General features: G+C 39.5%; 19 protein-coding genes. 4 read left to right on the top strand and 15 right to left on the bottom strand.

Features of this window, described 5'->3' with window-relative positions; all coding sequences use genetic code 11:
• Nucleotides 1–27 precede the first annotated feature (27 nt).
• The 11 genes from M2265_RS17240 to M2265_RS17190 all read right to left on the bottom strand — a co-directional run bounded on the left by M2265_RS17240 (nucleotide 28) and on the right by M2265_RS17190 (nucleotide 16,114).
• Complete coding sequence (locus tag M2265_RS17240; RefSeq protein WP_207902409.1) at nucleotides 28–1,149, bottom strand: glycoside hydrolase family 26 protein; 1,122 nt, start codon at nucleotides 1,147–1,149, stop codon at nucleotides 28–30.
• Entirely contained in the window at nucleotides 1,146–2,279 is a 1,134-nt protein-coding gene (locus M2265_RS17235) for a glycoside hydrolase family 26 protein (RefSeq protein ID WP_132769772.1), read from the bottom strand. Before M2265_RS17235 ends, M2265_RS17240 begins: the two co-directional genes overlap by 4 nt.
• Nucleotides 2,276–3,445 carry an AGE family epimerase/isomerase gene (locus M2265_RS17230; protein ID WP_243655406.1) on the bottom strand — a complete coding sequence of 390 codons (1,170 nt, stop codon included), beginning with the start codon at nucleotides 3,443–3,445 and terminating at the stop codon, nucleotides 2,276–2,278. The genes M2265_RS17235 and M2265_RS17230 overlap by 4 nt, the downstream gene beginning before the upstream one ends.
• 15 nt (nucleotides 3,446–3,460) lie before the next feature.
• Nucleotides 3,461–4,858, bottom strand: a complete 1,398-nt coding sequence (locus M2265_RS17225) for an MFS transporter (RefSeq protein ID WP_132769774.1) — start codon at nucleotides 4,856–4,858, stop codon at nucleotides 3,461–3,463.
• Between the two features lie 28 nt (nucleotides 4,859–4,886).
• Nucleotides 4,887–6,056 (bottom strand): glycosidase, encoded by a 1,170-nt coding sequence (locus M2265_RS17220; RefSeq protein ID WP_132770091.1) that lies wholly within the window; start codon nucleotides 6,054–6,056, stop codon nucleotides 4,887–4,889.
• A 32-nt stretch (nucleotides 6,057–6,088) separates the two neighbouring features.
• Nucleotides 6,089–7,867: an acetylxylan esterase gene (locus M2265_RS17215; RefSeq protein WP_165905879.1), complete on the bottom strand. Its 1,779-nt coding sequence runs from the start codon at nucleotides 7,865–7,867 to the stop codon at nucleotides 6,089–6,091.
• Nucleotides 7,867–8,856: a glycoside hydrolase family 5 protein gene (locus M2265_RS17210; protein WP_207902410.1), complete on the bottom strand. Its 990-nt coding sequence runs from the start codon at nucleotides 8,854–8,856 to the stop codon at nucleotides 7,867–7,869. Before M2265_RS17210 ends, M2265_RS17215 begins: the two co-directional genes overlap by 1 nt.
• Before the next feature lie 9 nt (nucleotides 8,857–8,865).
• The gene (locus M2265_RS17205; protein WP_132769778.1) at nucleotides 8,866–10,020 is read right to left on the bottom strand and encodes a glycan-binding surface protein; all 1,155 of its coding nucleotides are present in this window, start codon (nucleotides 10,018–10,020) and stop codon (nucleotides 8,866–8,868) included.
• Nucleotides 10,021–10,061: 41 nt separating this feature from the next.
• On the bottom strand, nucleotides 10,062–11,795 hold the full coding sequence (locus M2265_RS17200) for a RagB/SusD family nutrient uptake outer membrane protein (protein WP_207902411.1): 1,734 nt from the start codon (nucleotides 11,793–11,795) through the stop codon (nucleotides 10,062–10,064).
• A 64-nt stretch (nucleotides 11,796–11,859) separates the two neighbouring features.
• The gene (locus M2265_RS17195; RefSeq protein WP_207902412.1) at nucleotides 11,860–15,057 is read right to left on the bottom strand and encodes a SusC/RagA family TonB-linked outer membrane protein; all 3,198 of its coding nucleotides are present in this window, start codon (nucleotides 15,055–15,057) and stop codon (nucleotides 11,860–11,862) included.
• Nucleotides 15,058–15,241: 184 nt separating this feature from the next.
• Nucleotides 15,242–16,114, bottom strand: a complete 873-nt coding sequence (locus tag M2265_RS17190) for an AraC family transcriptional regulator (protein ID WP_132769780.1) — start codon at nucleotides 16,112–16,114, stop codon at nucleotides 15,242–15,244.
• Nucleotides 16,115–16,427: 313 nt separating this feature from the next.
• On the opposite strand from M2265_RS17190, the gene M2265_RS17185 reads away from it, so the two are divergent.
• On the top strand, nucleotides 16,428–16,607 hold the full coding sequence (locus M2265_RS17185) for a hypothetical protein (protein ID WP_021192170.1): 180 nt from the start codon (nucleotides 16,428–16,430) through the stop codon (nucleotides 16,605–16,607).
• A gap of 86 nt (nucleotides 16,608–16,693) precedes the next feature.
• Entirely contained in the window at nucleotides 16,694–17,290 is a 597-nt protein-coding gene (locus M2265_RS17180; RefSeq protein ID WP_132769782.1) for a methyltransferase domain-containing protein, read from the top strand.
• Nucleotides 17,291–17,339: 49 nt separating this feature from the next.
• On the opposite strand, the gene M2265_RS17175 is transcribed toward M2265_RS17180, so the two are convergent.
• Nucleotides 17,340–17,495 carry a SlyX family protein gene (locus M2265_RS17175; protein ID WP_165905880.1) on the bottom strand — a complete coding sequence of 52 codons (156 nt, stop codon included), beginning with the start codon at nucleotides 17,493–17,495 and terminating at the stop codon, nucleotides 17,340–17,342.
• A 263-nt stretch (nucleotides 17,496–17,758) separates the two neighbouring features.
• On the opposite strand from M2265_RS17175, the gene M2265_RS17170 reads away from it, so the two are divergent.
• Nucleotides 17,759–18,928: a homing endonuclease associated repeat-containing protein gene (locus tag M2265_RS17170; protein WP_132769784.1), complete on the top strand. Its 1,170-nt coding sequence runs from the start codon at nucleotides 17,759–17,761 to the stop codon at nucleotides 18,926–18,928.
• Nucleotides 18,929–18,999: 71 nt separating this feature from the next.
• Here M2265_RS17170 and gldN read toward each other — a convergent pair whose 3' ends face one another.
• From gldN to M2265_RS17155, 3 genes are read right to left on the bottom strand one after another with little or no spacing between them, the layout of a single operon-like run.
• Nucleotides 19,000–19,950, bottom strand: coding sequence for a gliding motility protein GldN (gene gldN / locus M2265_RS17165; protein ID WP_084825435.1), 951 nt, complete (start codon nucleotides 19,948–19,950; stop codon nucleotides 19,000–19,002).
• Between the two features lie 13 nt (nucleotides 19,951–19,963).
• The gene (locus M2265_RS17160) at nucleotides 19,964–21,247 is read right to left on the bottom strand and encodes an SUMF1/EgtB/PvdO family nonheme iron enzyme (protein WP_168127773.1); all 1,284 of its coding nucleotides are present in this window, start codon (nucleotides 21,245–21,247) and stop codon (nucleotides 19,964–19,966) included.
• Between the two features lie 55 nt (nucleotides 21,248–21,302).
• Entirely contained in the window at nucleotides 21,303–21,986 is a 684-nt protein-coding gene (locus M2265_RS17155) for an outer membrane beta-barrel protein (RefSeq protein WP_132769788.1), read from the bottom strand.
• Between the two features lie 233 nt (nucleotides 21,987–22,219).
• On the opposite strand from M2265_RS17155, the gene M2265_RS17150 reads away from it, so the two are divergent.
• On the top strand, nucleotides 22,220–23,320 hold the full coding sequence (locus tag M2265_RS17150) for a nucleotidyltransferase family protein (RefSeq protein WP_132769790.1): 1,101 nt from the start codon (nucleotides 22,220–22,222) through the stop codon (nucleotides 23,318–23,320).
• Nucleotides 23,321–23,356 lie beyond the last annotated feature (36 nt).

Below are 23,356 nucleotides of genomic sequence, written 5' to 3'. Positions count from 1 at the left end.
AATAAAATGATCGCACCTGGTCACCATCTATTTGACTAAGAATACATCTTTTTTATTCACAAATTTCTTGAAATCTATCGAAGCGGGATGGCCCTTAAACGGAATATAATAGTGTTCAGGTTTGTCCGCTTCATAGGCATTTCTCCAAAATAATATCCATGCTAACTCTTTTCCCTTTACCAGAGGATAAACCACTTCTGTAAAATAAGTGGGATCTTTCACTGACTCCAGACCAGTTTCGCCGATCGTTGGGATCTTACCTGATTTCTTTGCATAGCCCGTTATTATTTCAATATTTTTAGCCATTGCTATCTTATAATTTGCAATATCATCAGACGTTCCTTTGCCAGGCACATAACAGTCGAAGGCAACAAGATCAACATAATCATCTCCAGGATACCTTTCTAGAAAATGTGCTTCATTTTCGGTTTCCGAAGGAGAATAACAGTACAGTACATGATGGATATCATGGTGCTTTTGAAAATAATCCACAGTCATTCTCCATAAATTCTTGTATTCATCGGGAGAGCATTGTTTTGCTCCCCACCAAAACCATGCGCCGGTATGTTCGTGATAGGGCCTAAGTACAACCGGAATTAACTTTTGATCATGATCTTTAAGATTCAACAGAAAATCGGCCACCTTATCCAGCCATCCTAAATATTCACGGTGGTGCACACCATTAGGTAAAATCGATCTTACTACAGTGTCCTGGCCACAATCCCACGCATTATTACCCGTAGCAATATTGTTTCCGTGCCAGCTCAGCGTTGTAATACCTCCACGTTGATATGTATTTCTAATATAGTTGCTCATATCATCGAAATATACTGAATCCAAATTATAAGCTTTCCCGAGTTCCACATCCCCAATTTCCCAGCCGACAACTTTTGGATATTTTCCTGTTACTGTCTTCACATCACTGTTTCCTTTTACTTTATACCAGCCATGTCCGTAGGCTAGGGCATCTTGATGCCCTACAGCAATACCTTTAATGCGTTGTTGGTTGATCATATCGTAAAGGTCCTGAGTTTCTTTGGTTGCCTTTGGGTCTGCTGGTTTTTGGCCCCATGCATCCATGCTTACAGCCATAAAAGCAAAGCAGACCACTATTTCAGTGAAATGGAATAACTTCTTTTTTATTTTCATCTTTTTGTGGGTTTATAGATTAAAGGAAGATCATTCAAAAGTATCATATCTTTGGATTTGCAAAATACGCCAAAATCATGAGCTGCCGGATGCTCTGTCGTCGGCACATAATAGTGCGTAGGTATATCATGAGCATTGCGCCACAACATACAATACGCTAGAGGCCACTTTTTCAAAATGGGATGCAATACATTTGTAAACCACGTTAGATCTGTAATTTGTTCCAAACCTACCTCAGTAAGTGCGGCCAGTTTATTTTTTTCAAGAGCAATAGTGGAAACAATACCTAACTTTTTCATTGCCGCAATAGGATCATTCGCACCATCAGGACGAAAATCCCAATAATTATCCATACCCAAGATATCTACATAATCATCACCTGGGTACTGCTCAAGATAAGCCTCCTCACTTTGAAAACGACAATCTGGGGAAAATGCATACAGCAGTTGATGGACATCAAGATCATTCTTTAAATAATCAACCGTATATCGCCACAGTTGAATAAATTCAGATGCAGAAGCATGCCCCCTACCCCACCAGAACCAATCGCCATCAAATTCATGGAAAGGTCTAAAAATAATGGGAATTGCCTCTCCCTTGCTACCTGTACAACGTCTTAGAAAATCGCGCATGAGTTGAAGGTAATGTTGATACTTCCGATTGGCACTTCCGCCAGGCAACATCTCCAGTACTGCGATTTGTGGATTTTCTTTCCATTCATATGATCCATCGTTTATCGGATTGGACATATGCCAAGAGAAGGTAATAATACCACCTCTTTGATACATATCTTTTACTGCGTTCACTAATTTGTCCGTTTCAGTCTTTCTATAATTGCTATCCAAATGCGTTAACACCTGAAAATCAAGACCTAGTAAAGCCGGGTGGCTTCCAGCAACATCCTTTATATCACTACGGTCTTTTTCTCCTTGCCACGACCTGCCATAACGAAGGGCATCCTGCTGGCCTAAGATCACAGCGCGTTGAGATTGTATCTTTATTAGATTGTTGTATAGCGCAACAGTTTCGATTGTTGCCATGGAATCAATCGGTAATATAGTCTTTGCTGCAACCAGATTAACCGTTTGCATGATTAATAATGCGAACCATGTTACAATTTGTTTTATCATATGTTATCAAAGTTTTCAAGCATTTCAAGGCACATACGCCCATTATGATAAGGACATTTCCAAAAACCAGCTTTATCTTCCTTTCTGTTTATATCACCATTCTCCAGCCTACTCCAATACCATTCACCTTCATGTTTATCAACTAAATTATGCTGAATATAATTCCAGACAGCAGCAGCCTTATTCTGATAAGACGTGTTGTTCAACAGTCTTCCTACATATGACAGACCTACTACCGCTTCTGCCTGTACCCACCAATGCCTTTCGCGGTCCCAATGGTTATCTTTTTTTTCATAAGCCATACTACCATCGGATAACAGTCCTTCCATGGCAGCATTTGCAATACTGGGCACAACCGATCTAATCTGATCCTCCAACATAGCATCGCCCAGGACCTGTGCTGCCTCCAACAGCAACCAGGCCGCCTCGATATCATGCCCGAAAGATTGAATATCTCCTTGAACATGCCAATCTGCATCAAAGAACAATTGTAGATGCCCTGTCTCAGCATTATATATACGATCAATAAATAAGGAGATCAATTCTTTTTGTGCTTTTTTAAGAGAGACATCATCCCATATCCTGAGCAGGTTCGTGTAAGGTTCCAAAATATGGAGGTGGGTATTCATAGTCTTGGCTTCATTCTGATCCTTATCGCTCAATCTCATATCTGCAATTGGTTGCCAGTCTTCCGTAAAAGCCTCCCAATAACCACCTAAAATAGTATCCTTACATGCTTCGATTTGATAAAAAAATTCTTTTGCATATGCCAGCGCCATTGGTGTTCCTGTAGCTCGATAATATTCGGCAAATGCATACAGAGCAAATCCCTGTGCATAGGTCTGCTTTTTTGGATTAACAGGATTACCAAGGTAATCGAGTTCCCAAAACACACCCCCGTACACGCGATCGATAAAATAATCTCTAAAGTATAAATAAGCCCTATCAGCCATTTTACGGTAACAATCTTTTCCAAATAGTCGGTAAGCTGCCGAATATGTCCACAATATGCGCGCATGCATTACTGCTCCTTTATTAGCTTTTTTATGCGCTTTATTGTTCCCGCCAATCTGCCCATAAAAACCACCATGCTCTTCATCTACCATATTTTTCATCCAGTATGGGAGAATATTATTTTCCAGTTCTTCTTTAAACCCTTTCATCATTTTCGTCAGACCAATTTAATTTCTACGTTTATCCAATTCGACAGATATAGCCTGCATTTTTTGTTCGTTCAATGGATAAAAACTAATGAATATGATTGATAATACTGTGCCCACTGCGGGAAAAAAACTTAAAAACATCTTAATTCCACTTATTGTCTCTTGCGACTGTAGCTGATTTGCCTGAAAACCGTAGTATCCGAGCAACCATCCTGTTATCGCGGTACCAAAAGCCCAGCCCAACTTTTGACTCATAGAAGAGGAACTAAAAATTAAACCGGTAGCTCTGTTGCCGGTTTTAAATTCCGAATAATCGACGCAATCTGCATACATAGACCAGAGTAATGGAAACACAGCCCCCGCACATATACTGATCAATACTTGCAACGAAAAAATTCCCCATAAATAATCTTTATCCATCCAATAGAAAAGTATACTTCCTAAAGTTGCGATCAGCATCGTCAGCATAAAAGTATTTTTCTTGCCGATAAAATTGCTCAAAGGTGCGGCAATGATTACACCAACGATATTGGCGAGCTGTCCCAATGCTAGATACAATCCACTCAGTACAAAAGGTACATTGACTAGCATAATTTTACCATAATGCTCTTCATCTATATAGTATTTGAAATAGTAAAGTGCCGCTCCGTCTCGTACCGAATTGAATATCAGAGTAGAAAGTCCTGCGCCCAACAGGACCCACCATGGGCCGTTATTAAAAAGTTCTTTTACATCCTTTTTTAAGCTGGAATTTGATTCCGTTGCAGGCTGCACACGCTCCTTTGTCCAAGCAAAGCATAGTAAAAAAAGAACAATACAACATATGGCTATAACAGCCGCAGCCATAACCCATCCGTGCCTCTGTGCCTCGATATCATTACTATGGCCGCTAAAGTAATTGACCATAGGATTGAAAAGCAATAGGGTCACAAAACTACCGATGTAGGCAAAACTCATTCTAAAAGTAGCCAATATGCTTCTCGTTTTTGGTGAAGCACTCATTACACCCAAAAGAGCAGCATATGGCACATTGATAGCCGAATAGACCATCATCATTAGTGAGTATGTTAAATAAGCATAAATTAACTTTCCCTCTTCACCAAATGAAGGGGTGTAAAACGTAAAAACACCGAGTACTCCGAATGGAACCGCTACATATAAAATATAAGGTCTAAACTTACCCCATTTAGAATTTGTACGGTCAGCAATTATACCGATAATCGGATCGAATAACGAATCCCAGACACGCGTTATCAAAAACATCGTACCGACCAATTTAGCCTCCATACCAAATATATCGGTGTAAAAAAACATCAGGTATATACCAAACAGTTTCCAGAACATAGAAGAGGCGGCATCACCCAGTCCATAACCGATTTTTTCTTTGAGGCTGATATTCTCAGTAGTGATCTTCATTTTCGTCTTACATTAAGTTTTGAGTAATTTAAATTTTTAAATTTTTAGAAATGATATCTTTCAATGTTTCGACAGATTTTTTTGAACGCATACCATCTGGGGCTGTGCTTAGACAGTAGTCCAATAAACGTTCGACAGATGATACTGCAACATGCATGCGTGTATCACTGGATGCATAATAGATAAAAACTTTACCGTCTTCATCTGCAATCCAACCATTCGTGAAAAGAACATTCGAGACATCGCCTATGCGCTCATCACCTCGTGGTGCCATCAGATGACCAGCAGGTTCAGCAATCAACTTTTCTGGCTTTTCTAAATCAGTCAAATATACATACAGAACATAGCGAAGTCCTGCTGCGCAGGCACGAACGCCATGAGCAAGATGCAACCATCCCTTTTCGGTCCTGATGGGTGCTGGCCCCTCCCCATTTTTCAGTTCCTTTATCGTATGATAATAACGATGATTAATAATCGTTTCTTCATCCAAAATAGCATTTTCCATTGAATCGACAAGTCCCCAACCAATTCCACCTCCGCTTCCGGTATCGATAAATCCATCTTGAGGCCTTGTATAGAGGGCATATTTACCATTCACAAATTCCGGATGGAGAACGACGTTACGTTGTTGGCTTTTTGATATTAAATCTGGCAACCTCTCCCATTGTTTCAGATTTTTTGTTCGTACTATCCCAGCGGCGGCAACTGCCGAAGACAGATCTCCAGGAACAGCATTTGGATCTTTACGTTCTGAACAAAAAATACCATAGATCCATCCATCCTCATGTGCTATCAGGCGCATATCATAGACATTGGTATCCGGGTCTGCAGTCTCAGGCAGGTCAATCGGAAAATCCCAAAATTTGAAGTTATCGATTCCATTTGGACTTTCCGCTATGGCAAAAAAAGATTTACGATCATTGCCTTCAACCCGAACCACAAGCAAGTACTTTCCGTTCCATTTGATTGCTCCAGCATTAAAAGTACCGTTTATACCAAAGCGCTCCAGCAAAAATGGATTTGTCACTTCATCCAGATCATAACGCCAGAATAGCGGTGTATGTGCGGCTGTGACCACTGGGTACTCATAACGCTCATAGATTCCATTTCCAGCACTTATTGCTGTATTTTCCCGTTGTAATAAGGCATAGTGAGCTGCTTCAACCTCTTCTAGACGTTGCTTAAATAATGTACTCATCATTTTAATAAAATATAATGTTAACTTTTGCTTTAATCTGGTTTTTCCACGGAAAGAATTCGTCTGAATAAATCAAGGCCGGCAACATGAAATTCATTACCAGTACTGTGTCCATATTTTGGAAATGCTATCCAGGATTTTTCTGATTGCACTTGATTGTAAGCTGCAAAGTTGATATGTGGTGGGCATACATGATCCTGCATGCCGATACCCATGATCAATGGTACGCGAATACGTGATGCTAAATTTTTAATATCAAAATAAGACAACGTTTTATACACTTGATCCAAACTGATATCAGTATGTTGTTTCAGATAATTATCTACATCAGATTTTGGCCAAGGAGCAATCTTAAAATAATCTTTATAATCCGACAAAAAAGGAATTCCTATCGCCAGAGCCTTTACTCTCGTATCCAGTGAAGCCGCTACTACCGATAAAGCTCCGCCCTGACTCGATCCACGTACGGCAATACGGTTTGCATCCAACTCAGTTCTGGAACTTACAAAATCAAGTGCTCGCACTACATCCATAAAAGCTCCTTTGTAATAGTATTCATCTTGGCTAAAAATACCATGTGTAAACCAGGTCCCAAAACGGTTTGTCTTTTCATTAAGTGCCTGTCCACGGATAGACAGTACAAAATAAGCGAAGCCATCCCAGCTTTGGTTTGGAAAATAGGGTTTCGAACCATAGCCCATATACTCGACAATAACAGGGTGTTTTCCAGATTTTTTCGGCTTGGCATAGTATCCCATAATCAGCTCATTGTCCAATGAACGCATAGAAACCTGATACATATCATAATCCAATCTTGACTGTTCAGGGAGTAATATCAACTGATAATCTGGCTCTATTGCTGCCAGCGCTTGTTTGTTCGCTTTCCAAAATTCATCAAAATCAGCTCGGGCATCATTCGGAGAACTGATCTTTTCGGGCTCATAGCCAACGTTACATTGTTGTTCCAATTTTTGTCCATTATCCAGCTGCAGGCTCACCTTATATTGATAGAACCCTGGCTTCGGATTTTTTAACCCAAATACACCGGCATTCAACGATCCATTTCCAGGAATAGCGACATTTACCTGCTGTGTATTGACAAGCTGCCCATCATCGGTCGTCAAAGTAATATTTAGATATGCTTTGACAGCCTCCTTTCCTTTATTGACGATAGCCGGCGCTATTGCAATACTGTCAGTTCCGAGAAAGACATAATCATCATCGCGAACATTTACATTCAAGATCAACTTATCAGCAGTGGACGCAGGTTGAACTTTCATGATAGCACCATTTAAAAAGCCTCCTGCGCTGCTCCATCCGTCGAAAAACTTGATTGCTATACTATTTTCTTTATCGAGGTCAAGATATTTGATAGGTACGAAATAGGTACGTTCATGATCAAAATATCCCGCAAAATTGTTAGGAAACTCACCTGTTTTACCGATCAGTGTTCCATTCACATAAACTTCTTCACAAGCGGCAAATTTACCCAGATCAAGCACAACTCCCTCTGCTTTCCTGATGTTACGTTGTGCTTGATTCGAGAACTTCAATGTCTTGCGATACCATCCAAATCCCTGCTGCAGCGATTGGCCCTGCTCTACCAGTGTTTTATTGGATATGACATCCTTCCAGTACTTATCCTGATAGTCCTTCTTACTCCAGTTGCTGTCCAGACCTTCGCCTGCGTGAAATTTCCAATCGGCACCAAAATCAAAAACAGCACTTGTATGCCTCTTTACGTGGCAGCTTTGCAACAGAGAAGTCCCTGCCAATAAGATACCTACTGCAATCCTACTATATATATTCATTATTTCATATTTCTTAAATCCTGCCTTACGAGTTTCCCCCATGTCTTAAGTTGTTCTAAGGACCATCCGGCACTTGGAACATGACTGTTAGCAATCATCGAGCAACTTTCATTTTTATCTGCTATTGACCAGGCAACCCAGCTAATCTTATTTTTTTGTGTCCATTCTTTCCAAAGTTGCCATTCTTCCAAATCAATATCGCCGTCACCATCGGCATTCATACCCGCACATTCGGAGATAAAAATTGGTATGCTCTTGCTAAGTGCATAGTCGGCACGATCGCGCAAAAACTGTTTATGTGTCCCTGCATAAAAATGTACGGTATACATTAAATTATCAAATCCTATTAGAGGGTCATCTGCTACCAGATGAATATCCTGATCCCAATTGGGACAACCTACTAATATGATATTATCAGGATCAATGGCACGAATGGCAGGTATGATCTCTTCGGCATATTTCTTTATCTCTTCCCAGCTTGTATCCATTGGTTCATTATAAATCTCATAGATTATATTTGGATGAGCATGGTACTTTCTGGCCACCGTTTGGAAGAATAATTTAGCTTCACTGGTATGTATATGATGCGCATGCCAATCCACGATTACGTATACCCCATTTGCAATAGCGGCATCAATCACTTCATAAAGTTTTTGCATCGCTACTTCTGGATTTTGCAGATAAGCACCATCGGGTTCAACACCAATAGCAGCACGAACCACCTTAATTTTCCAGTCATCTTTCAACCATGTCACTGTCGCGCTGTCGTAAAAACGTGGCCACCAATTATGCCACCCTAAACTCACTCCATGTAAGGAGATCGTATCGGATTTCGCATCTACAAGTGTCGTTCCTGAAACCCGAAGTTTACCGTGAAGAGATACCATATCATCGCCTTCCTTATTTGATATAACCTGAGCGACATTGCACGAGATACCGCACAGCAATAAGCAAATCCCAATAAAACTACTGATTATATATTTTCGCATAAGACTTATCTATTTTTTGACTATCCGAAAATTACATATACTGAAATCGTCCTCAACATCCACTGTTGGTTGATATGAAAACACAAATCCATTCCAGCCTGTATTGAGGTAAGTACCATTACTCTGGGAAACATCTTTATAAAAATCAGTTAGATCTACACGCATGGTCTTCCACTTACCATAGGTATTCAAGGCACCATTTTCAGCTGGGTTCCAGCGGGTTTCCTGCCTATCACCTCCAAGAATGAAATTACCCTGACTAATGGAAGCCGTACTTTTGGTATTAATTTCAAATTTAACATAGTAATCTTTGGGATTTGCCAATACCGCAGCATCGTTCAAATCAAATCCAGACCAAAAAACACCATTCCAAGACCAGGCAGCAAAAGATTGTTGTATTCGTAAAAACCGGTCAAATCCAGGCAATAATTGTGGGTCACCATTAGCTTTCCCATCCGTTACATAGGCAGAAAGCGACTTTATATCTAACATAGAGAGCCCCTTTTCTCGGAAGCGAACTTGCTTTGGAACCGCCACTAAGGGACTGGACAATGCGAGCGTAGCGCCCTCGGCTGTTGCCGTAGGTATGACAAAATAGACCGAGTCGGCAACGCTACGTATCGGTTTCAAAGGTATATTATTGATCGAAAACACGCCCTCCAAGGTGTCCAATTTGTACAGGTCCAGATATTTACCGACGAGTATTGCCGTATCTCCTGCCGCCACAAACTCATTGAATAAACCCTCCACTACCAGATCGGGTATTTTAACTTCAAACGGAAACTCCGCACTCCCTTTGGTAGTCACTACAGTCACCTTATTGTTGATCTCAGTAGGAACTACACGAGGGATCGGTAATGTAATCCGCGATCTTACGGCATATACGGTACTGAGATCCACATCGACATCATTCAATTTGATGGACTTTACCTCTGCGAGGTTTTCCCCCTGAAGCACAATCATATCCGTCAACGCTCCGCTACTGATTCCTGTTGTCAGATCGCCTGCAGTAGAGACTTTTTGAATGAGAGGGGCACCATTGGAGGTTAACTCTCCATCATAGCTTTCTTTAAAGTTGACGATATCCTTTTGACAAGAAATTACTGTTGCAGACATGCTGCTCAACAGTATAAAATATATAATAGAACGATTCAATTTTTTCATAAAAACAATTATTTCAAGAAACGCTATACGCGATAAATAGATTAGTTCCAGCCTGGATTATTTGACAGAATTGCTGTATTGACACCTACTTCAGAAATTGGTATTGGGTAGAGCAGGTGTTTCTCCGAACGGACTTTAACAACGCCAACTTCATCAGTACCTCCGATTCTGTTCATCACATCAAGGTATATACCCCAACGGATCAGATCCCAGCGACGGTCACCTTCAAGTGCTAGCTCCATTGCTCTTTCTTCCAAAACGGCTGAACGGAATGCGCTTTGGTTATCGATATTGCCATCTCCGGCAAGACGACGGGGCGTCGCATTGCTGCGCTCACGTATTTGATTAAGTTTTGCCAACGCAAGTGTACGTGCTGCAGTACTGTTGTCTGCTTCATTAGCTGCTTCGGCATAGATGAGTAAAACATCTGCAAAGCGCAAAAAATACCAAGGAGCATCTGTACGCTCGAGTTTGTTGTTACTGACATCACTATATTTGGTCAGGTATGCTAAATAATTAGCATTTTTTTGGTTTTGATATTGACGTCCATCATTAAATGGAGCAACAGGAGCTACATTTTGTCCGTTAGCATCTACATATCCCTGTGCTTTTTGACTCCATTCGGTATTATCAGGATAATAAGAACCTCCGACCCAGCCATTGGTATCTCCACCCTGGCGAACCCAACGATGCATCACCCCCTTCACAATACGGTAATCTTTACTTTCGAAAAGTTTATACCAATGGTCACGCATACCCCACCATAACCCGGTCTGCACAAATCCCTGATCATTGAAATTTCCGCCGTAAGCCTGAGAAAAAGTTACCCCATATTTTTGGTCACCGGTGACAGACTGTAGCGTCCAGATATGTTCAGTTTTATTTTTATTGGCCCTAGACCAAAGATTATCATAGCTTAACAAGCCATAATTGCCATACTCACCATTAATCACTTGCAGAGCCTTATCACGAGCTTTTGAAAAATACTCTTGCGCATTGAATGTTTCATATCCAGCAACCTGTTTTTTAGCTACAGTAAAAGATACTGGATTAGTGTATACTTTTTCACTTCCATTCATCGTATAGGGCTGGCCACCTCTTACCGAAACATTACCAGACTGCAATGCAGACGAACCGATTGTTACATACACTTTGGCCAGTAAACTTGCTGCCGCACCTGCTGAAACACGACCTTCATGAAAACCATTGTCTGTATTCTTATAAAGAAGTTCTTCTGCCTTTGTGAGCAGCTCAATAATATGCGCATATACTTTACTTACTGGCTGTCGGGGTTCATTAAGATCTGCGCCTGAATTGACCGATGCAGAACGAATAGGTACTTCACCAAAGGCACGTACCAAAAGAAAATAAGAATAAGCTTTTAAAAAATAAAGCTCGCCCATTCCATTATTCTTTACGGCCTGTGAGGCTTTTGTCATCGGTTCGATATTTTCCAGAGCCAGATTAGCACGATGGATGATCGCATATGGCTTTTCCCACATAGCCGATGTGTATTCATTGTTCTGAAAGTTTCCTGCCCCCAGCGTACCGAATGACCAGTCTGGCCCGCTCATATAATCGCAGTCAAACTCTAGGCTTGGTGGAAAAAGATTCCATCGAAACATATCGTCCAGCAATTTACTGTAGGTTCCCATTGTCCATTGATTGACACCCTCATCCGAATCAGGAATATCATTAGGTTCTACAAAATCAAATTTCTTTTCTTCTACCATCTTTTCACAGGAACTCAGTCCAGAAGTGCAGATTGTTGCCATCAAGGCAAATTTTATATAATGTGTATAATTTTTACGAGTCATGATCATCTTATTTTAGGTCAACTTAAAAATCAGCTTTCAATCCGATCGAAAATGTTCTGCTACTTGGGTAAGAATAAATGTCGACACCTTTTCGCGAGGCATCTCCTCCAAAAGCATTAACATCAGGGTCAAACCAACTGTAATCAGTTATTGTTAGCAAATTGTTTGCACTAGCATAGACATATAATGCATTGAGCCCCTTGAATGGACTTTTAAAAGTATATCCTAAGTTTACATTTTTAAGGCGGACATACGATCCGTTCTCGACATAACGATCGGAGGTGAGCATGGTACGGTTGTAAGTTGCAACAGCTTTTGGCCATAAAGCATTTCCCCTATTTTCTTCCGTCCATCTACTATTGTAAATGTCTTCTGTGATATTCCCGATATTGGCCATTTTCATGTCGATAAGATTTCCGTTAAAAATATCGTTCCCAATAGATCCCTGCCAAAAGAAACCAAGTGTAAAATTTTTGTATTTAAAATTGTTGGTAATACCAAAAACAAAATCTGGATTCGTATTACCGATAATAGTACGATCGCTGGCAGTCAACTCACCGTCACCGTTCAGATCACGGTATTTGATTTCTCCAATTTTTGATTGAACAACTGCGGCACTTGCATTGGCATATGTCGGATCGGTACGCACTTCAGCCTCATTGTCATAAAATCCATCTTCCACATAGCCAAACATTGTACCGATTGGCATGCCATTACGTTGGATAAAGATATTATCGGCATTGTACCAGAGTCTTTCTGAAAAACGGTCGGCTGTCAACCCTCCTATGGCATTGCGGTTGAATGAGATATTTGCATCAATATTCCATTTAAAGTTTTCTTTATCCATTGCAGCAAACTTTCCCGTCAGCTCGATCCCCTTATTGGTGACATATCCCGAATTGACCCATTGTGTTTTCATACCATTGCTCGAAGCAATATTCACATTTTGCAGCAGATCATTTGTTTTTTTATAATAGGCATCGATTGTAAATTGGATTCTGTTATTGAGCACAGCCAAATCCAACCCTAGATTGTACTGGTCTGTAGTTTCCCATTTGAGATCCTTATTTAGCGCTCCACGCCAGTCGACCTCAGCAAAACCACTGCTCAAAGCCCCTCCTAATGGATAATTGGCCACACCTAAGTATGCTTTGGTCTGATAGGCATTGACCCCCTGATTACCAGTTCGCCCATAGCTGGCGCGTAATTTTAGGTCACTAAAGATCCCAAGATCTTTGATAACCTGTTCATCAGAAAGTCGCCAAGCTAAGGCTCCCGACAGGAAGTTGGCAAACTGCTGTCCCATTGTCAATCGGCTAGAGCCATCCCGACGAAAAGAGGCCGTAGCAATATATTTTCCTTTATAGGAATAGTTTGCTCTTGCCAAAACCGAGGCCAGTTGTGTTCTGCCCCGGCTACTGACTAAAGGTCCTGGGTTTAATCCTGCTGCCATATCAAACTCACCTGTGATATCATTGGGGAAATTTGTAGCTGTTATGGCTTTTGCCGCATAATTCGCCTGCTCATAGGTAAAACCTGTGACTACATTTATAGTATGATGCTGTGAAATAGTTTTATCAAAAGTCAATAAAGACTCTGTGGTAAGACTTTGATACCAGTTATCACTTTGGCCTCCGCTGCCATTGATTGGTGAACGCCCCTCCTGCGTATTCCGGTTATAATAGGTATTACGGTTATTATTGGAGTAAGAGAATCCAAAGTTTTGTCTAAAAGTCAAAAAAGGCAACAGCTTAACACTTGCATATGACGAACTAAATATATTGTTTGCTTTAAGCTGATCTTTTGCGGTATTGACATAGACACCTGGATTTGAAGCCAGCCAATTTAGCTGATCCGATTCAATAGTATTCATATCAGGTCCGTAGGTTACGGGAAAAATCAATGCCGAGCGGATGATTCCATAATCGTAGGCATTTGATTTAGCAAAATTGGTAAGACCATTGGTATAGTTGATATTTGCACCCAACTCCAACCAGGATCTTACTTTCCTTCCGATATTTGTTCGCAGAGCCACACGCTGGTAATCCGATTTTTTAATAATACCGCTCTGATTCAAAAAGTTTCCGGAAAACATATGCCAACCTTTCTCACTTCCGCCAGATACACTGAGATTATATTCTTGTGTAAAACCGTTTTGATAAATCTCATCCTGCCAATCCGCACCTTGAACCAAGGTCTGATTGCCATATTGGTCCGTGCGCACACCTTGATTGAGAAAATCTTCGGGAGCAGGTTGATATTTACCAGATGAAGTAATAGGCTCACCATTTACTGTCTGATAAGACCAACTGCCTGGATAAGGTAATATCTGATACCCTAATCCATCATAATACTTACTGTTAATTGCTTGCTCATTGATATAATTAGCATATTCATATGGGCCGAGCATCTTTACTTTTCTTCCCCGCGTTGCAAGTCCAAAATTTGCATTCAGTTCAACTTTTTCATTACCATTTTCGCCACGTTTTGTGGTAATAATTACAACACCATTTGCTCCCCTCGATCCGTATATTGCAGTTGCCGATGCATCTTTGAGCACTTCTATCGATTCGATATCATTTGGATTGATTGAAGCCAAAGCATTGGCTGTCTGGTTGTTATTTTCATTGGCAGTACTACTGGGCATGGATGCCATATCGTAGGGTATACCATCCACAATATAGAGTGGTTGAGAATTGGTCGAGAAAGAGTTTGTTCCGCGTATATTGATGGAGATCCCGGCTCCTGGTGCCCCATCATTTTGATTGACAGTTACTCCGGCCATTCGGCCCTGTAGTGCTTGATTGATACTCGGCGCAGGATTGCCAGCTAATATTTCCGAGGCCTTTACTTGGCTTACAGCACCTGAAAGATCCCTTTTTTTGACTTTACCATAGCCTACAACCACGACTTCGTCCAGCACATCCTGCTTTGGTTTTAATACAACACGAAGTACTTGCTGATCATTAACTTTCAGCACACGAGTTTCCATACCCAAGAATGAAACATAGAGATTGTCGCCTATCGTTGTATTCAGCTTGAAACTACCCTTTTCATCGGTCAGCGTCGTTTGGCCAGCGCCATTGCGCACCGTAGCTCCGACTATGGCTAAATTGGTTTGCTGGTTTGTGACAGTCCCCGACACCTGAAACTTTTGTGCAAAAGTAATCATAGGTGTAAACCCCGCAACCAGACATGCATAAAAGATTTTATTCATCATTTTTTGGTTCCCTTAAAATTGGTTATTTAATCCCTTTCAATTACTACCAAAACTAAGAAGAAACCACTTATACGAATAATACTTTTTTATCTTTTCCTTATATAAAATAAGCCAAAACAATCCTGTACAGACAATTACAACAAATAACCATCTATATTATTTTAGCTCATAAATTTTTATATTCTTATAAATAGAATTTTGAGTTTTTATACTTATCTCTGAAAACTGTTGGTGTTGAAGATCTCTTTTTCATAAAAATCCGATTAAAATTAGAGAGGTTGTTAAAACCCGAAAGAAGCGCTATCTCTGCTATACTATGCGTGGTATCGATCAGCATCCGGCAGGCATGCCCAAGCCTTATATCATTTAGTGTATCTATAAAAGTCCTTCCTGTACGCTGCTTTAAAAATCTGCTTAAGGATACTTCGGTCATACCGATCAGGTCTGCGGCCTCATTCAGGGATACATCTTTCTGGTAGTTTTTAGAAAGATATATCAATATCTTTTCTACACGTCTACTGTCTTGCCTCCCTATGCTGCTATGAAATGAACGACTACTCAATTCTCGCATATGCTCATCTTGCGACAAGATATGCAGAATATCATAAAGGCCAACTACCGAATAGAAACCGTCTTTCTCGGTAATCAGCTTTTTAATTTCATCCCGTACAGCAATGATGGTCGTTTTACTAAAGGTAACCCCATAAGCCGCTTTTTCAAACAGTTGCCTAATGGAGCGAAACTGATTTTTATTGAGCAAAGTTTCGCTCAATAGATCGGGCTGAAATTGAATGGTAATTTCTGAAATTTTTTCTGATTTGCAGTTGTGGTCAAACCAACCATGTTCAAGATTAGAATTGGCAATTAAAGTCAGCTCCAGATGATCTATCTCTTCAATACTGTCTCCAACAATACGCTGTGCTCCAGCGGCATTCTCTATAAAATTGAGTTCGTATTCGGAATGCACATGTATTGGAAAATCAAAATTACACTTTTCTCTGGCGAATACCATAAAACAATCTTCTTCGGATAAAGGAGTCACTTCACGCAATATCATGGTACATTAAATATAGGTAATGGAATATAATTAAAGAATATGTTAAATATCGCTTATTTATTCAATAAGTACAAAATAATTTAAGTCAAAATCAATTTCCTTGTCTCGCATGACCTTTTATTGAAAGTATCGAAAAATTCCAGCAATCCTTATCTTGTAGGTATGGATGTACCGTAACGTGATTTCAAAACGATGTGTCAATTGAAATAGGGGAAAATAAAACTAATCGTTACGAACTAAATGTTTCTATCTCGTAATTCCATCGAGCAGTTAAAATTTAAAAATAGATTATTGTAATTTAGTAAAAAAATTCATGTTGGAAAATAAATCTATTAAAATATCAGAAGAGATCGATGATGAGCTTTTAAAATCATATTCGGCGAAAGATCCAGATCATCCCAATTGGTACATTTACGAATATGGAAATCACCGCAAGGTTCTTGTCGAAATAAATGTTGAATCAGGCAAGATCCACTTTCTAAGAGAACTTTAACCGTGCTGGAGTATATAATTAAATAGCTCGTTTTTATTTGCTAAACATTAGCCTATCCATTTAATGATAACCACATAAAAGAAAAAATGATTTTTAAAGCATTAAGGTCTAACATACGTGTTGACGACAGTACATTTGACGATTTGTATCCTTCAAATATAAAAATATTGGGACACCGTCACTGGACTCCTGTCGATGTCGCAAAGATGGCTGCCACCTATTTAGTTCAACATCCCAATGATAAGATACTGGACATTGGTGCTGGTGCTGGTAAATTTTGTCTTGTGGGTGCTACATGTACGGAAGGTATTTTTTATGGCGTTGAACAGCGGGAATCACTTGTTGAAATTTCTACTGAGATAGCCCAAAAACATCAAATAAATAACGTAGAATTTATTCATGCCAATATTGATCAAATCACTTTTTCTGATTATGATGCATTTTATTTTTACAATTCTTTCTATGAAAATATAGATACAAGTTGTCCGATAGATAATTCGATAGTACCAAACCAAGAACTCTATTATTCATATACCGAATACCTTAGACAACAACTTAGACAATTACCAATAGGAACCCGAATTGTCTCCTATTGGAGTGGATGGGATGAGATACCAACTAGTTTTGATCTTGAACATACAGCATGTAGAGGTCTGCTCAACTTTTGGAAAAAAATCATATAATTTTTAATCCGGTATCCAATCTCAGCTACCACGATGTTTTCTTCTAATCCTATAATATACCAACCGAACTATTACCGCTGTTCTTTTTACGGTCTTTTAAAAGGTGATTTTCTTTCAATAGCCGGTCGATGGTGTCATTCAGGTGTCCAATAGTGGTATTTAGATTTTGGATCGTCTGTTCAACCACCGCTGGCCACGGAGCCATAATGCATGCAATCAAAAAAAAGCCTGCGTTTGATCTTCTAACTACCTCACCTTTTAATCATCTCAACTTTGCCGTAAAGAAAAAGTCAACCTTGTCTAATTACTAAATACTATAATCTAATTACTATAGAGTAACCAACTAACCTTCTAACTTTCTAACCTTCTCATCATTCCACAGCAACATTTCATTTTAATAAAGAAAAATATTATCTTTAATATTCGCATTTATGAACTTATTCTATCAACTAATATTTTCAGTACGATTTGAATCCAACACAAGAAGAAATCATCGCAGAAGCTTTTTCGATCGTGAACGAATTTTACACTAAAAACGGAAGAACTCCCGTACGTCGTGAAATGGAAAACCTCAATACGATGAGCCGCCGTTATTTTGGCACCTGGAACAATTTTATTGCAGCCGCAGGGCTACAGCCTAACGTAAAAAAAACAGAAGCTATCGTCAAAGCTGAACTATTGGCCCAATTACATGATTTCTATCAAACGAATAAGCGCATTCCCATGCGCAGAGAATTTTCTTCAAAATCGGGAAGCATCCATAAATATTTTGGATCCTGGAATAAATTTATCATTGCAGCAGGATATGATGCAAATGATAGACGTATCCCTTCGAAAGGGAAACTAAAAAACTCCTTAGTCCGGTATTACATCAAACACCAGCGGTCGCCTGCGATCTCAGAATGTCTAAAAAGTAATGGACTTTATAATGATCGGTCTTATTTGACCCATTTCAATGTCAGCACCTGGGCTGATGTATTGGAATACGTTGGATTACCACCATACTTCAGGATCACTACGCTGACCGAATCAGAAGCAAAAGAAAAGGTTATTAAACTGATCAAAAAGCATCGGATTAAATATATAAAAGATTATCAACGTTTAAAACCAGAAAACTATCCTTCGGCATGGTACGTGAAGGAAAAATTTGGGTGGAATAACTTATGCTATATGGCTGGGACGAAAATCCCATTAACGAAATTCAGTATAAAAGATCATTACCTTCTATTGGCCAAGAAATTAGGAAGAACGCCCACAGTAAAAGAACTAGAAGCTAAAATGGGTGCAACTTCAGGTGCTATGACCTGGAAGCTTAATCAACGTTTAAATGATTTTATTCATTCCATCGGTCAGACACCAGCCCATAAAACCCCTCAGCGCTGTAAGCTCAGTAAAAAACAATTGGCAGAGCTTTACAAGACAGCAAGTATTCTGCATGGTTTTGAAAATGGTATCCCGCGTAGTAAGCTGCTAGAACTGACAGGATACTCCAGGGAAGTTTATGAAAAGCGGTTTCATTGCATGGGCGGCCTCCGTCTGGTTTGCGGTTTTGAATTAAATGCCAAAGGTCAACGGCACTATACCGAAGAGGAATTACGCAACATCTTGAAAAAACCAAAATATGTCAGACAACGTTAAATACAAGACATAAAAAAAGCATTCTCAAAAATTGAGAATGCTTTTTTTATGTTTTTAGTATTAAGCTAAGCCTATTTTTTCTTTACTTTTTTCTGTTTCTGAGCATTGGGAATAAACTCTTCCAAGTTTTCTTCTTTCACCCCCTTAGGGCTTGTCCACAGTTTCTTTTTATATGCATCGATCTTTTGTTCGATCTGTTGCGCATCTTGCGCCTGCTGTGCTTCATCACCTAATTTTAAAGCTCCGGCAGATGATTCACGGATGATGGTACTTGCATATTTCTTTTGAACGAATAAATCATCCATCGTCATATCGTATAGACCCTTATCCGGATCTGTAATATCAACTTTAACCAGACTGTAACGTAACTGCGGGAAATACAACCAAAATGCAGGAGTAGAACCGACCGATTCCGCAAGTTCAGCCGAAGTTGTGATATTCATTAGCGGAGCTACGCCGATAATACGGCTTTCCAAACGGCTACGCTGTTTATCAAAAAAGATATCTTCTTTAATGCGGAATTTCGTTACGCGGGTCGGATCAAATTCATTTAAAGTCATCTTTGAATCGATCTGGTTTCCTTCATCATCAAAAATTGGAACCAATACACTATCCGTAAAACGGGCCATACCTTCGTTGGCACTCATTCTTCCTTTAAAAGAATCATCATCAGGACTATATAGGGATAACTTGCCCGTTTCGATAGATTTCATAATGATCTCCATTAATGAATTACCAGGAGTAGCAAGTAATGCATTTTTTTCATCTTTCAGATCAATATCACGCCACACTCGCTTATAAAAGCGAATATTTTTCATGTTAATTTCCGGATAAGCGAAAGGAACCGCATCTTCCAGGTTATTGGCCTGATAAAAACCATCCGTTGTCGGTATGGTATCCATTAAAACTTCTCCTTGTACGGCAGTTGTAACCTGTTGCGATTTCAAACTATCCGGTATTTCTTGTTGCGCAAAGACCGGTATAAATCCTAAAGCCATTGCCATTGTTATAAATATCTTCATCTGAATTTATATTTTAAAATTTTCTAGTCTTACTTTGGATCGTTGGCATCTCAAATGCCGACATCACGCAACGGAAACCGATGTATGAATGCGGTTCATAGTCCACTGAATAGTTACGGGTATCGGTATTCAATTGCTCACCATTATCTTTCCATGAACCACCACGTACGACCTTTCTTTTCAGTGCATCAGCATCTTTCTCATCTGCATCATATAAAAGAGCAGGATTTAAATCGTTTACAAAAACCATTGCAGAAGGACTGAAAGCATCTAATGTCCATTCCGAAACATTACCGGCCATATTATAGATTCCAAAAGCATTTGGCGTATAAGACTTTACCGGAAGGGTGAAAGTTGCTCCATCACGAGAATAGGTACCATCCCCCTGCTTAAAGTTTACTGCAAGCTTTTCTTTACCTTCAGATCCATCGATTGTCATGCGTTTCGTTGACGAAGTATCACGGGGGTCCAATTTACCTTCAGCGGCATATTGCCATTGCGCTTCCGTAGGAAGACTTAAAGTCAATTGGTAACCGCTCAAATACGAGTTTTTCATTAAAGTTGCCATAATTTCTTTACCTCTCCAGTCAGTAAATGCACGTGCCTGTCTCCAAGTGACACCCACTACCGGGTAATAATCAAAAGATTGATGTGTAAAATAATTGACATCAAGGGAAGCGAGTTGTGCATTTGGAAAATCAGAAGACCAGATTTCTTCAACCGGCATCACTGGAACCGTATCGGTCACATAGACCTTTTTAATGTTCCCTTTTGTCTTTTGATAAGAAAAACGGTAGCGTAATACCTCTGGATTTAAAGTGCGCTGAGAACCTCTCATTTCGATCATTGGCGCTAAGCGCTCACGGATAGTGGGATCATTGCTTTTCCAAATTGGAGAAGCTTTCTTTACCTTTTTCCAATTAATTCTTCTCTCAGTTCCTTGTTCACCAGTCTCTAAAAAGTACTGATCATCCTGTAAGTAATCCGTTACGGCAATCGAATCTGCTACCCAATTGATAAATTCACGGTATTGTTTATTGGTCACTTCTGTTTCGTCGATAAAAAAAGCACTTAAGCTTACGTTTTTACCTGTATCAGCAGTGTCAAGGGAGCTTTTAAAAAGTATCGTTCCAGAAGGTACATAAACCATTCCCGGAGGCGCTGGCATTTCGCCTGCACGGAATGCGGAAACTTTCGGTGCTTTATATATGGATGAGCTTGATTTACAAGCCTGCATAGACACTAAAACTGCTAAAATAAACAGCCCGAATGTAAATGTCGGATAGTGTTTTCTCATTTTAATCATAATTGCGGTTGTTATTATTTATAGAAGAGTATGTTTTATTATCAAATTAGTTACGGTTGAAAAAGGCATATTTCACACCAACAGTCATAACGCCATATTGATCATTATTTTTATTCATGACGCCATCCAGATTATCATTAAAACTAAGACCGTGTTGGTAGTTTACATTTACTGCCCATTTTGGACCATATAAGGTACGTCCAAAAGGAATATCTACACCAATATTTAATGGAACGACGAAATGAATGCCAGAACGATCATCTGCAATTTCTCCTCCAATATTCACGACAGCATCTCTGTAGGTCGTTGTAAAATCAGTTGAAATCCGATTTTTCATTAATCCAGCGCCAGCTCCGATATAAACATTAGATAAAATACGTTGAAACGTACTCGCTCCTAAAGTATAATAGCTATAATTATCGGGCAGATCCATAAATTGACCTAATCTTAACTTTGCGTTCACGTTACCTGCATAATAGCTATTCTTAAACGAATTATCGCCACTGTTACCCGTCAATTCACCTTTCTGAGCCTGCAATCCGACAGATACAAATGGGGTTAATAAATAATCCCCTTCTCCGTACCATGCAAAATTTACTTTTGAATTCTTCAGATCTGTCAAGCCAAAAGAAACTCCTGCACCAGCACCTATACTGATAGGACGGGAAAACTGGGCTGAAGCAGTCGCAAGACAGCCAGACATAATAAGGGTAAAAAATAGTTTTTTCATTGTATAAGTTGATTTGTTATTAGAAACGAAATTTTAGGTCACATTGTTGTTGCAATTGCAAAAATTGGATGCAGACCAAACTCTGTTTTTCATGGAGGTTCATAGCAATTTTTGAGCCATATACATGATTACCGCTTATTAAATTTCAATATTGAACCAATATATCCAACCTTGTAAAGCATAATAATCCCTAAAAAAAGCTATTTTTGATCTATAAATATAAAAAAGAAAATATGGACATTCGACATAAGGATATTTTTTTTCAGTTATTACGTATCGGACTATGGGGTAAAGAAACACTTTTGTTATCGCAGCCATTAGCTGAGGCGGATTGGATAAAAATCCGAGCGTATGCCATTAATCATACCTTAGAAGGTCTTATATATGATAGCTTTTCTTATTTAGAAGAGGATCAGCTACCTCCGCAGTCATTAAGAATAAAATGGACAGTTAGGGTCGATCAAATAGAACGTCACAATAGCAAAATGAATGAAGTGATTGCCGCGCAATATACGTCATTTACCAAACAAGGCCTTAAACCTATTCTGCAAAAAGGGCAAGGCGTTGCAGCGTGCTATAAAGTCCCTCAGCATCGTATTTCAGGAGATATCGACTGGTATTTCGAAGATCAAGGTTATGCACAAGCACGGGAAATACTGAAAGACAAAAAAGTAGAATTTCAAGATACAGCAGGATTTAGTTTAGATTATGATTGGAAAGGTATCCATATTGAGCATCATAAAAAGCTTTTTGATATCCGCAGTCCTCTCAAAAGCAATTTGTTGAAAAAGCTTGAAAATAGTTATAAAAACCAGCAACAAGAGCTGACCATCAATGCTACTTCGATTAAATTACTCGCTCCAGAATTACAATTGCTACAGGTGAATGCACATATTTTAAAACACTTGATCACATTTGGTATTGGACTAAGGCAATTATGTGACTCTGCGCGCTTATATGCACATGTATCAACACAGATCGATCCGCAAGCATTAAAAAACATTTATCGAGCTGCCGGAATATTGGACTGGACACATCTACTACACCAGATTTTGGTAAACTATTTAGGTCTACCTAAAGAATCACTACCCTTTCCATATCCCGATAACTGCGATGCAGGCTGGATGATGGACGAAATTTGGTATTCCGGAAATTTTGGACAGCATGATGAGCGCTTTGAAGGTGGAAAAATATCCGTAATATCCGTCCATCCGGAAGGAGCATATCGAATGTGGTTAAATTTTAAACGCTATTTAAGATATGCTCCGCAGGAAGTACTCTTTTTTCCTATCGTTCATACCTATTCCAAATTTCTGGGAATAGATAACGATTAATATTGAAGTTAGAAAGTGAGAATGGTCTAACTAACT

The sequence above is a fragment of the Sphingobacterium kitahiroshimense genome, assembly GCF_025961315.1.
Lineage (GTDB): Bacteria > Bacteroidota > Bacteroidia > Sphingobacteriales > Sphingobacteriaceae > Sphingobacterium > Sphingobacterium anhuiense.
This window is presented reverse-complemented; position numbering and strand designations above follow the sequence as displayed.